Origin of the sequence: Chryseobacterium sp. MMO-72 (genome assembly GCF_037146035.1) — a bacterium.
GTDB lineage: Bacteria > Bacteroidota > Bacteroidia > Flavobacteriales > Weeksellaceae > Chryseobacterium > Chryseobacterium indicum.
The window spans coordinates 20,955-33,156 of the sequence record NZ_JBBCWG010000007.1; the positions used below are offsets into that span (position 1 = coordinate 20,955).

Annotated in this window: 13 protein-coding genes; 11 read left to right on the plus strand and 2 right to left on the minus strand. The window is 35.2% G+C overall.

From position 1 onward, the window contains the following. Positions 1-192 precede the first annotated feature (192 nt). The 6 genes from WFH39_RS11255 (at position 193) to WFH39_RS11280 (ending at position 6,015) form a co-directional block, all read left to right on the plus strand. Positions 193-756 (plus strand): hypothetical protein, encoded by a 564-nt coding sequence (locus WFH39_RS11255; RefSeq protein WP_336689967.1) that lies wholly within the window; start codon positions 193-195, stop codon positions 754-756. Continuing rightward, positions 746-1,924: a tryptophan synthase subunit beta gene (gene trpB, locus WFH39_RS11260; protein WP_336689968.1), complete on the plus strand. Its 1,179-nt coding sequence runs from the start codon at positions 746-748 to the stop codon at positions 1,922-1,924. Before WFH39_RS11255 ends, trpB begins: the two co-directional genes overlap by 11 nt. Before the next feature lie 456 nt (positions 1,925-2,380). Beyond that, on the plus strand, positions 2,381-3,115 hold the full coding sequence (trpA, locus tag WFH39_RS11265; RefSeq protein WP_336689969.1) for a tryptophan synthase subunit alpha: 735 nt from the start codon (positions 2,381-2,383) through the stop codon (positions 3,113-3,115). Positions 3,116-3,147: 32 nt separating this feature from the next. Then, complete coding sequence (gene lipB / locus WFH39_RS11270) at positions 3,148-3,876, plus strand: lipoyl(octanoyl) transferase LipB (protein WP_271246817.1); 729 nt, start codon at positions 3,148-3,150, stop codon at positions 3,874-3,876. An 802-nt stretch (positions 3,877-4,678) separates the two neighbouring features. Further along, positions 4,679-5,638: a protein-glutamine glutaminase gene (locus tag WFH39_RS11275; protein ID WP_336689970.1), complete on the plus strand. Its 960-nt coding sequence runs from the start codon at positions 4,679-4,681 to the stop codon at positions 5,636-5,638. 65 nt (positions 5,639-5,703) lie between these two features. After that, positions 5,704-6,015, plus strand: a complete 312-nt coding sequence (locus WFH39_RS11280) for a hypothetical protein (RefSeq protein ID WP_336689971.1) — start codon at positions 5,704-5,706, stop codon at positions 6,013-6,015. A gap of 16 nt (positions 6,016-6,031) precedes the next feature. Here the strand turns inward: WFH39_RS11280 and WFH39_RS11285 are convergent, their stop codons facing one another. Then, complete coding sequence (locus tag WFH39_RS11285; protein WP_336689972.1) at positions 6,032-6,784, minus strand: SDR family oxidoreductase; 753 nt, start codon at positions 6,782-6,784, stop codon at positions 6,032-6,034. Positions 6,785-6,965: 181 nt separating this feature from the next. On the opposite strand from WFH39_RS11285, the gene WFH39_RS11290 reads away from it, so the two are divergent. The 5 genes from WFH39_RS11290 to WFH39_RS11310 all read left to right on the plus strand — a co-directional run bounded on the left by WFH39_RS11290 (position 6,966) and on the right by WFH39_RS11310 (position 11,408). Then, on the plus strand, positions 6,966-7,598 hold the full coding sequence (locus WFH39_RS11290) for an NAD(P)H-dependent oxidoreductase (protein ID WP_336689973.1): 633 nt from the start codon (positions 6,966-6,968) through the stop codon (positions 7,596-7,598). A 202-nt stretch (positions 7,599-7,800) separates the two neighbouring features. Further along, positions 7,801-8,235 carry a MarR family winged helix-turn-helix transcriptional regulator gene (locus WFH39_RS11295; protein ID WP_076393251.1) on the plus strand — a complete coding sequence of 145 codons (435 nt, stop codon included), beginning with the start codon at positions 7,801-7,803 and terminating at the stop codon, positions 8,233-8,235. Beyond that, complete coding sequence (locus WFH39_RS11300) at positions 8,236-8,658, plus strand: organic hydroperoxide resistance protein (RefSeq protein WP_116097987.1); 423 nt, start codon at positions 8,236-8,238, stop codon at positions 8,656-8,658. A gap of 345 nt (positions 8,659-9,003) precedes the next feature. Continuing rightward, positions 9,004-10,125, plus strand: coding sequence for a lactonase family protein (locus WFH39_RS11305; protein ID WP_336689974.1), 1,122 nt, complete (start codon positions 9,004-9,006; stop codon positions 10,123-10,125). A gap of 410 nt (positions 10,126-10,535) precedes the next feature. Then, entirely contained in the window at positions 10,536-11,408 is an 873-nt protein-coding gene (locus WFH39_RS11310; protein ID WP_336689975.1) for a hypothetical protein, read from the plus strand. An 11-nt stretch (positions 11,409-11,419) separates the two neighbouring features. On the opposite strand, the gene WFH39_RS11315 is transcribed toward WFH39_RS11310, so the two are convergent. Continuing rightward, a complete protein-coding gene (locus WFH39_RS11315) occupies positions 11,420-12,049 on the minus strand; it encodes a peptide deformylase (protein WP_336689976.1) in 630 nt (209 codons plus the stop codon). Positions 12,050-12,202: the final 153 nt, after the last annotated feature.

The window sequence follows — 12,202 nt, forward strand, 5'->3', positions numbered from 1 at the left end:
ACCGCAAAAGACAAAAGACTTTTTTGGATTTATTTAAAGTATTTCAAAAGTCTGCAAAGAAAAAAAATCTTTGATTTTTTTAAACTTATGTGCTCTTTTTTCCATTTAAGTAGTAAACTTAAACAACTAAAGTGTTTAAATCTTTTGTGGTAAAAAAGTTTAAACAAGCTTACAATAAAAAAACAAAAAACATTGAAAAAATATTATTCGAGAAAACTGAAGCTTTTAAAATTTAAGAAATTAAATCTTGAAGAGATCGGAAAATCCGTTCACAGAGTCCTGTTTTCTCAAAAATTTGAAAATGAAAAAGTAGAAAGACTGCATGATTTTGTCTCTGAAAATGACAGTAATACAGAATATTGGTACATCGGAGGATTATTAAGTGATTTCATCGAAATCATTAAAAATTTTCACAAAGAAGATGTCGGATATTTCTTTAAAACCATTCATTTCTGGGACAGCTATCATTTGGTGGTGATTGCCGATAAATTGCTCGACAGCAAAGTAAAAGCCAGTGTAAATTATGATTTCGGAATCGTTTACTGTAAAATTTTCTGCCTGTATGAGAAATTCGATTCTTATTATCTCATTGATAATCTTGAAATTGCGATTACCATGTACAACTCGAAATTAGATTTAGATATTTTAATAGATTTAACTGCAAAACTGCATTTGCTGCATCAGAACAGACAGATCAGCAGACAGCAGTTTGATTATAACCTTTCATTAATAAATACATTACAAAATGAATTATAGAAACCCCGACGAACACGGATATTATGGAGAATTCGGAGGCGCTTTCATCCCGGAAATGCTCTACCCGAATGTAGAGGAACTGCAAAAAAACTATCTTGACATTATTGAATCTGAAGATTTTCAACATGAATATCAGGATTTGTTAAAAAATTACGTAGGACGTGCAACACCATTGTATTTTGCGAAAAATTTAAGCCGGAAATACAATACCAAAATCTATTTAAAAAGAGAAGATCTCAACCACACCGGAGCGCATAAAATCAATAACGCTTTAGGACAGGTTTTGTTGGCAAAACGTCTCGGTAAAAACAGAATCATTGCCGAAACCGGAGCCGGACAGCACGGCGTTGCCACCGCTACAGCCTGCGCGCTTTTAGGACTGGAATGCATTGTTTACATGGGTGAAGTCGATATCCAGAGACAGGCTCCCAATGTCGCAAGAATGAAAATGCTCGGCGCAAAAGTCGTTCCTGCAACTTCAGGTTCCAAAACACTGAAAGACGCTGTAAATGAAGCCTTAAGAGACTGGATCAACAATCCCGTGACCACTCATTACGTGATCGGAAGTGTGGTCGGTCCGCATCCTTTTCCGGATCTTGTGGCGAGATTTCAGAGTGTGATTTCAAAAGAGATAGAAGAACAGCTTCTGGAACAGACCGGAAGAGAAAATCCTGATTATATTATTGCCTGCGTTGGCGGCGGAAGCAATGCAGCAGGTGCTTTTTACCATTTTGTAAACGAAAAAGACGTGAAAATTATTGCTGCTGAAGCAGGAGGTTTCGGTGTAGAATCCGGAAAATCTGCAGCGACAACTTTTCTGGGAACTTTAGGCATTCTTCACGGAAGCAAAAGCCTTGTGATGCAGACCAATGACGGACAGGTTATCGAACCTCACTCCATTTCCGCAGGACTGGATTATCCCGGAATAGGACCTTTTCACGCAAATTTGTTCAGAGAACAAAGAGCAGAATTTTTCAGTATCAACGACGATGAAGCCTTGAAATCAGCGTTCGAACTCACCAAACTCGAAGGCATTATTCCCGCTCTGGAAAGTTCTCACGCGCTCGCGGTTTTCGACAAAAAGAAATTTAACGAAGACGATATCGTTGTTATTTGTCTCAGCGGTCGCGGAGATAAAGACATGGAAACCTATCTGAAACATTTGTAAAATAATTCGGGCGATAATTTCCGTCTTCCACTCCCGCTTTTTTGTTCCGCTTTGCTGCACAAAAAGAGCTCCGTTCAAGCCGGATCGCATCGTCAACATCAAAAATAATTTTTGTCATTACGAAGAACTGATGAACTTACACTTTATTTAACCATAAAAGTCACAAAAAGATAAACTAAATGATTAGTGTTTATCAATAAAAAAATCTTCGATTTTTATTAGAGACTGTTTAATTTTAAAGATTATTTTTACCATTAAGGAATTAAGTCGATTTAGCTTAAAAAGCTTAATCAAAATCAATGTATTGATTCCTTAACCTCTTAATTATAAGAAGTTTAATTAGCTTAAATCCTTAATATTAAATATAAGAATAAATCTTTTGCACCTTTTGCGGCTAAACTAAAAAACCATTTAAGCAGATCTTTACAAAATGACACCATTAAAAAGCATTTTTAAATGAAAAAACTAAATATATACTTCACCGCAGGAATTCCCGAACTGGAAAATACTGCTGAAATCATACAATTAATTCAGGATTCCGGCGCAGAGATGATCGAAATCGGGATGCCTTATTCAGATCCTGTTGCAGACGGTCCCGTTATTCAGCAGGCTCATGAATTAGCCCTGAAAAACGGAATGACCATCGAAAAACTGTTCTCGCAATTGAAATCCATTAAAAACGAAATAAAAGTTCCTTTAATTTTAATGGGCTACATCAATCCCGTGCTGCGTTTCGGATTTGAAGAATTCTGTGCAGCATGTTCGGAAAGCGGAGTTTCAGGATTAATTATTCCCGATCTCCCTCCCATCGAATTTGAGAAAAATTATCAGAAAGTTTTAGCAAAATACCATCTGAATTTCACCTTTCTGGTGACTCCCGAAACTTCGGACGAAAGAATTTTATACCTCGATTCCTTAAGCTCAGGATTTTTGTATGCGGTAAGTTCCTCATCAACCACCGGAAACGATCAGGCTGTTCTCAAAAACGAGGAATATCTTTCAAGATTAGCTTCACTTCCTTTGAAAAATCCGGTGATTATCGGTTTTGGAATCAAATCAAAAGAAGACTTCGAAAATGTAACCGAAAAAGCGGATGGCGGAATCATCGGAACCGCTTTCGTCAACATTTTACTTCAAAATAGAGACTGGAAGACCAAAGCTATATATTTCATTCATTCCATTAAAGCCTAAAAATCACTAAATTTGTGTATTCAAAAAATGATATGAATACAATTCAGAATAAAGTAGTAGAATTTGAAGACTTAGGAACGCGGGAATATCAGTCGGCGTGGGATTATCAGGAATCTCTGATGAAAAACATCATAGATCTGAAAATTAAAAACCGCGATCTTCCTGCGGAACAGCACAGCGAAACGCCCAATCATTTTCTTCTTGTAGAACATCCTCATGTATATACGCTGGGAAAAAGCGGACATGAAGAAAATATGCTTGCCGGAATTGATAAACTGAAAGAAATCGATGCCACTTTCGTAAAGGTAAACCGCGGCGGAGATATTACGTATCACGGTTACGGACAGATTGTAGGCTATCCTATTTTAGACCTTGAAAATTTCTTCACGGATATTCATAAATACATGAGAAATCTGGAAGAAGTCATCATCAGAACTATTGCCGAATACGGATTGAAAGGCGAACGTTCTCCCGGAGAAACCGGAGTCTGGCTGGATGTGGGAAAACCTTACGCGAGAAAGATCTGTGCAATGGGCGTAAAAGCTTCCCGCTGGGTAACTTTACACGGATTTGCCTTAAATGTAAATACGGATATGCGTTATTTTGAATACATCATTCCGTGCGGCATTAAAGACAAACAGGTAACTTCCTTAAAAAGAGAACTGGAAAGAGAACTCACTCCTGAAGAAATGGAAGATATTAAGGCTAAAATAAGAAAGCATTTTACGGAGGTTTTCGAAGCGGAACTTATTGCTAAGTAATTTTTACTAAATAACATCTCCCTGCATATTGCGATGTGCAGGGATTTTTAATTAAAAAATCAATATTAGACGTACGTTCGGCGTTCCGTAGGAACGCTATCTTTAGAAAATTCATTGAGAATTACAGATATCAATCCTACGGATTGATTGATGAACTGATTCTTATTTCTAAACAGATTCTGCTCCTAAAGAAGCAAAGACTTTTACTATAAACAACTTAAATAACCTGAGTTCGGGATAAGAAATAAATTTAAATAATTGATTTATAGAATTATATTAATTTATCGCAAAGGAAAACAAAAGATTTTTTTACTTATTGAAAGTTGGTAAGCTAAACAAAGGCACTTCGTTTATTTAAAAAAGACAAAAATGGTATTACTCTAATAAGTTTTACGCCTTTGTATATCTTAAAAACTGAATTCCTGATAATTGAATCTCTTTGTTTATCATTGCGGTTAAGAAGACTTATCCCGAACTCAGGTTAAATAGAAAAGCAGAAAGATTTCAGCCGAAACTTATTATCAATTTTGCCCAACCTAACCTTGATTGTAATATTCTCATCAGACTGAAGTTCGGTAAGAGTGATAAAACATGATCAATTTATGCCCTATTAATTTCATCATACTCACATTAAATACTTTCGCCCGATTTAATTTTTTCAGTATTCATCGGTAATCTGAATGCATGATAAAATTTCTTAAAAATTTTGAATTTTATATTCAATTTTTTATTACTTTTAAAATCACAATGCAGTGAACTATTAAGAATAAACTGCACCTCATTAACCACAAAAATTAAAACTATGAAAAAATTTCTGCTATCCGCAATGGCATTTGTGATGGTAGTTTCCTCCAATGCCTGTTCAGATTCCAGTGCCAATCAGGATCCGAATCTTGTTGTAAAAGAAAACAATGAAAATGCCATGAGAGACTTTGGCAGTACTATTCCGGTAGGGATTCAAAAAGAAGGCAATGTACTGAAAGTTTCCTTCATCATTTCTGCGCAGTTCTATGAAATTAAAGACAGTAAAGAAAATGAAGCCTTCATCTCGATGATTCAATCAGCGGTCGAAAATGAAACTCCGGTTCATGTTTTCCTGAAAAAAAATTCCAACGAAATTGCCAAAGTAGAAAAAGCTACAGATGAAGATGTTACTTACTTCAAATCTATCTTCACCAAAGAAACTCAAAGCGAAACCAGCAAAGCAGTAAGCGTAATTCCGAATCAGGCGACCCTGAACAATCTTTTCACACAGATAAAAAATCAGTCCTGCGGAACTTCTACAGCTTCTTCACCATGTATCACGTTCAGATATGCGGTGGACGGATGTTATGCAAGAGCTCATAAAATGAGACAGATCCTTCTGAATGCAGGTTATGACTGCGAAAAACAATTTGTTTACGGAAACCTGAAAGCTTCTACAGGAACGTGCTGTGTTTCGTGGGGATATCACGTAGCTATTTTAGTAAGCTTTAAAAATGCTTCCGGTGTGGTGGAAAAAAGAATTATAGATCCTTCCCTTTTCACCTCCGGACCGGTAACCGATGTTACATGGAGAAATGCGTGCGTAAATACAAGCTGTGGTTCCGCCTCTGCTTCTTCTTACGCCAATACGGCAGGAAATGTATATTACAGAAGTCCATCCGGTTCGCTGCTTTATGACAACAATTATATAAACACGAATTGCGTACTGACAACATTTTCTACATTGTCCGGATGCTCTCCAGTTCCGGCTCCAAGTGTAGCAAGCTGCGGATTCTAACAAATCTTTTATATAGCTCCTGCAATTATTTGTTATTTTGCAGGAGCTTTTTTAAATTTATTTTCATGAAAATCTTAACCTATATTCTCTTCATAATACCGATGGTCATTTCCTGCTCCGGCAATCAGAGTTCACAAAACCTTACATGGTACAACAATTCGGTGATTAGTGATATTACAGATGATCCGGATCGACCGCAGGAATTTGCCCGTGTTTCCATAGGAATCAGCGCGCAGGTTTTCTATCTTTCAAAAAAATCTCAGGATTATACCCATCTTATCGAAAAGGCAACTTTAAGTCTTAAGACAAACAAAAAATATGATATTGGCATTGAAAATAAAACCAATATTATCAGACAGATCAAAGACGTAAAATAATCTTTTCATCACATTATCATTTAATTACAGATATTCCGGCATCAATCCTCAGTTCGGCTCCGTGAATGTAAGATGCTTCATCGGAAGCAAGAAAAAGTACCGCTTTTGCAATTTCCGAAGATTCTCCCCGTCTTTTAAAAGGAATGGTAGGAATAATATGCTTTACGGCTTCATCAATCTGTTCTGAATTTAAACCCGTATTATTAAAAATATTGGTTTTGATATGTCCCGGACTGATTCCGTTTACGCGGATTCCCTTGTTCGTAAGCTCAGAAGCAAAAGTCTTAATGAAACTTTGTACTGCCGCTTTTGCCGCAGAATACACCGAAAAATTGGACATCCCGAATTCTGTGACAAAAGAAGTATTAAACACAACCGCACTCCCCTTTTTCATTAAAGGAAGCATCTGCTGAACAGTAAAAAAACTTCCTTTTACCAACATATTGAAAAGCTCATCAAAATGATGTTCATCCACATTTTCAATCGAAGCAAATCTTCCGTATCCTGCATTTGCAAATACCAGATCGATATGTTCCGTTAATTTTTCAACTTCATTTCTAAGATTCATCAGGTCGCTTATTTTTCCGGCATCCGAAACTATTCCGAAAGCATTTTCGCCTAGCTTTTTTACGGCATTTTTTACATTTTCTTCACTTCTTCCGGTGATGATTGCCTTTCCGCCTTCTTCTATAAACTGTTGTGCTGTTGCGAATCCCATTCCATTGGTTCCGCCTGTGATCAGAGCGGTTTTGTTTTTAAATCTCTGCATTGTTTTTGGTTTAAAATTCTTCAGCAAAAATGGAAAGTTCAATCTTCAGAAAAAATCCGATTCCTGCGATGTTTTAAGAAGGTTTTAAAAATTTTAAATTAAATTTAACAAAATTAAATTGCACACAATTTAATTTGGCAATATTTTTGCATCATAGTATTCAAATTAAAAAATTAATAAAATGTCATTAATAGAAGATTTAAACTGGAGACACGCTGTAAAAGCATACGATCCAACAAAAAAAGTATCAGAAGAAGATTTAAATAAAATTTTAGAGGCCGCAAGACTTGCTCCTACTTCTTCCGGATTACAGCCTTTCCGTGTGATCGTAGTGGAAAATCAGGAATTAAAAGAAAAAATGATTCAGGGTGCGTTGAATCCTGAAGTAATGAGAGATTCTTCTCATGTTTTGGTTTTCGCGGCATGGGAGAGCTATTCCGATGAGAAAATCGATAAAGTATACGATCATCACACCGATGTAAGAGATTTGCCGAGAGGAAGATTTTCAAGCTACACCGATAAAATTAAAGAAATCTATGGTGCGCAGACTCCTGAAGAACATTTCGCGCATACTGCAAGACAAACGTATATTGCTTTAGGACTTGCCATGGCTCAGGCTGCGGAACTTAAAGTAGACAGCACTCCCGCAGAAGGTTTCAGCAATGAAGTGGTGGACGAAATTTTAGGCTTGGGAGATTTAGGCTTAAAAAGTGTGAGTTTATTGTATTTAGGATACAGAGACGAGAAAAACGACTGGCTGTCGCACATGAAAAAAGTAAGAATCCCAATGGAAGAATTCATCATCAAAAAATAAAATCATAATTGTCCGTAATTTATCGTCATTGAAGAACCTTTGAGTTTTTTGCTAAGTGAAAAGTTTATACTGAGCCTTTCGAAGTAGCTTTGCGAACTTAAAAACGGTTGATACATAAAAAATCTTAGCGATTCTTTGCGTTAAAAAGCTCTATGATTAATAACGGATAATTAAATAAAAACCTCTTCATTTTTCAGAAATCATGGAAAATCCCGAATTTTTAAAATTAGAAAACCAGCTCTGCTTTCCTTTATATGTTATTGCCAAGGAAATTACAGGGCTTTACCGTCCTTTTCTCGATGAGCTGGATATTACTTATCCGCAATATCTTGTGATGATGGTGCTTTGGGAACATGACGGACTTCCGGTGAACAGCATCGGCGAAAAGCTCTATCTGGACAGCGGAACGCTTACACCGCTTCTTAAAAGACTTGAAAATAAAGGATTTATCGAAAGAAAAAGGAAAAAAGAAGATGAACGTGTGGTGGAAGTTTTCATCACAGAATCCGGTAGAAATTTACAGGAAAAAGCCTGCGGAATTCCGGAAAAATTATTTCAGAAAATCGGAGCATCGCCAGAAGACTGGAAAGCTCTGAAAGAAAATGTTCAAAAAATATTAACTAAGATAGAAAAATAAATGAAAACTTTGTATACAACAAAAGTAACCGCAACAGGAGGAAGAAACGGACACGTAAAAAGCGAAAACGGAGTTCTTGATCTGGACGTAAAAATGCCTAAAGCTTTAGGCGGAGCCAATGACGATTTCACCAACCCTGAAATGCTTTTCGCGGCAGGATATTCTGCATGTTTCGACAGCGCACTGAACCGAGTAATTTCTTTGTCTAAAGCAAAAACCGGAGAAACTACTGTAACGGCGGAAGTAAGCATCGGACAGTTGGAAAACGGCGGTTTCGGATTGGCGGTTCAGCTTGATGTGAATATTCCTGAAGTTTCTATTGAGGAAGCACAGGCTTTAACAGAAAAAGCGCACCAAATCTGTCCGTACTCTAATGCGACAAGAAATAATATCGAAGTAAAACTTTCAGTTACGAATAACTAATTCAGCGTTTTACGGTATAAATATCAGAATCTGTTTCTTTGGAAGCAGATTTTTTTGTTTAGCAGGATAAGAAACTTTAAACAGAAATTTGTTTCATCCGAAAAACGTTTATATGTTTGTTGTAAACTCGTTTTAAATTTAACCGCAAAAGTTACACAAAAGACTTTATTGGATGTATTTAAGGTATTTCAAAAGTCTGCAAAGAGAAAAAATCTTTGATTTTTTTAAACTTATGTTATCTTTTTCCCATTTGAGTATTAAACTTAAACTACTAAAGTGTTACAATCTTTTGCATCTTTTTCGGTAAAAAAGTTTAAACAGAATTTCTTTAAAAACCATCATCATTTGAAAAAGCTTTTCACCTTATTCATTACAATTTTTAGCTGTCTTCAGTTGTATGCTCAACATACGTATGTTTTTTTCGGTTCTTTTAACTGGGAAAAAGAAACGGAGGGAATTTATGTGTATGAATTGAACACGCAAAACGGAAAATTATCAAAAATCACTTCTGTTTCGGGGATTTCAAATCCGTCTTTTCTCACTTTGTCACCGAACGGAAAATATCTTTTTGCATGTACGGAAAGCAAAACAAAGAACGGCGGGAGTGTAAGCAGTTTTGAATTTAATCCTGATAAAAAGACTTTACAGTTCATCAGTAAACAAAGCAGCGGTGGTGAAAATCCTGTTTATCTTACGGTTCATCCCAACGGAAAATGGCTCATCAACGGAAATTATACGGAAGGAAGCGTTTCTGTTTACCCGATTTCAGAAAACGGAACTCTTGAGCCTTTTGTGCAGAATATACAGTTTTCGGAAGGAAGTGTAAATCCCGACAGACAGGATCGTGCGCACATCCACTCCACCGTTTTTTCTCCGGATTCTGATTATCTATTTCTGCCTGATCTCGGAGCGGATAAAATTCGCGCCTATCGTTTTAACAATGAAAAAAATATGCCTTTGCAGGAAGCTGAAATTCCTTTTACAAAAACAACTTTAGGAGTGGGACCGAGACATTTTACTTTTCATCCGAATGGAAAATTCGCGTACTGTATTGAAGAAATGGGCGGTGCAGTCAGTGTTTATGCTTACGAAAACGGAAACCTGAAACCGCTTCAGAGAATTCTTACTCATCCTGAAACCTATAAAGAAGATTTTGAAAGTTCTGATGTTCATCTTTCGCCGGACGGAAAGTTTTTGTACGCTTCCAATAGAGGAAAAGAAAATAATATTGCTATTTTTTCAATTCAGGACGATGGAAGTCTGAAAACAATTGGTTATCAGTCTGTAAAAGGAAAACATCCGAGAACATTTAATCTCGATCCAAGCGGACAATTTTTAATCACCGCCAATACGGCAACGAATAATGTTACGGTTTTTAAAAGAAATCCTGAAACCGGTTTGCTGAAAAAAGCCGGAAGAAAAATTAAGATCAGAAATGTTTCGAATGTACAGATCAGAAGATATTGATCATAAACTTGTTTAAGCTTTTTTACCACAAAAGATGCAAAAGATTTTAACACTTTAGTTGTTTAAGTTTACTACTTAAATGAAAAAAAAGAGCACATAAGTTAAAAAAATCAAAGATTTTTTCTCTTTGCAGGATTTTAAAATTAGTTTAAACCAACTTATAATTTTAGTTTCAGAACTGTCATTCAGAATGAAATTTTGCGAAGCATTATGAAATGAAGAATCTTTTGCAGATAAGTTCTTTTTAAACTTCAGTATTTTGTTTCGAAGAATCAATACAAAGTAATAATCAAAGCTTTAAATAAAAGTTTAGTTCATCTTTTGTTGCTTTTGCGGTTAAATAAAAGTTTAAACAGACTTCATAACAAAAAAACTCTGTAAATTTAGATAACAACAAAATTTAAAAACTAATGAACCAGAATAACTTTTACATTCAATATCATAATGCTGATAAACTGAGATGTTTTCCAACTGAAAAGACAGATTTTAATTCTTTAATCTCAGAAATTACTCTTAATGATGATATAAAAGAACATGATTCTTGGATTTATACCAAAAAGAAGACAGCTAAAAAAGCAACTAATGGAATTTGTTTTCTAATTGTAGGAAAAACTGAAAATAAAATTAAAAATTATTACCTATGGAGTTGCTTTAAAATCGAAGATTATGAAGAAAATTTAGACAAAATAATTGTTATCGGAACAGGTCAAGATTTAAAAAAACCAATTTTGCTCAATAATCTTCCTGATTTTATAAGCTTTAAAAAATTTTGCGGGAATTTTGGAATCGGATTTCAAAATATTACTAAAAATGATTTCTCGCTAAAATTATTTTCATACATCAAGGACAACAAAGAAATTTTTTCTCAAGCTAATCCGAAGATATCTCTTTATAAAGAAATTAGAGAATTAAACAGTAAAATGCTTTTTATTAATCCAGAAAGAAAAGTACAGGAAATTGATAAAATATTACGAAAAGATAAAAAAATAGTAGAATCATTAAAAAAACTTGTTGATTATAAGTGTCAATTTCCAGAATGTAATTCAACTATTCCTACCGAAAAAGGCATGAATTATGTTGAAGTTGCACATATAAAACCGGTTTTTAAAGGAGGGAAAAGTATTTTAGGAAACTTAATTGTTTTTTGTCCTAATCATCACAAAGAATTTGATTTGGGAATAAAAGAAATTCTGGAGGATAATACAGAAACAATTTCAGGAATTTTAAATGGTAAAAATTTTAAAATCGATTTACATAACAATTATACTTATAAGGTTGAATAATATCAGTAAAATTACCTCATCCCGGAATCACTCTTCTTAAAAGCATCCACTTTCTGATAAGAATCGTTTTTCTCTTTTTCTTTTTTGTCTGAAATTAAAATTCCGAAAAGATGATCGATTTCGTGCTGGAAAATAACGGCTGTAAAACCTTCCACAATTTCTGAATATTTCTGACCTTTTAAATCGACATATTCAAGCTGAATGACTTTGCTTCGATAAAACTGATCTCTGAAATCGGGAATGGATAAATCGCCTTCGGGACCTAAATTCTGTAATTCTGATCTCCAGACAATGACAGGATTGATGAAATATTCCAACGGTTCGCCTTTTTTATCAAAACGCTGAACCCAGATTACTTTTCTGTTGATTCCGACCTGTGGTGCGGCAATGCCAACTCCGCCATCGGTGGAAAGCAAAGATTCCTTCATTCTGCTGACCAAAACTGCCGTGTGTTTATCCAGCGGATCGATTTCTGCGGAAAGGCTTAATAATGTTTTGTGCTGATTTTCGTCTGTGGTCTGATAAATCGGCAACGCAGAATTTTTATCTCCCTGATTGATAATGGAAATTTCGCTTGGTGTCAGTTTTTGAGCGTTCATCAAACCGATGAAAAGGATGAAAAGAAGGGATATTTTTTTCATTTTTCTGAATGTTTTGCAAAGATAAATATTGCAGACTAAGTTTTGTATTTTTGGGTTAAAACCCAATTAATTTTTTGGTAAAAAGCAATGAAAAATATGCAGACCTCATTATCTTTTAAACGAATCATTGTCATTCTGACGAAGGAAGAATCT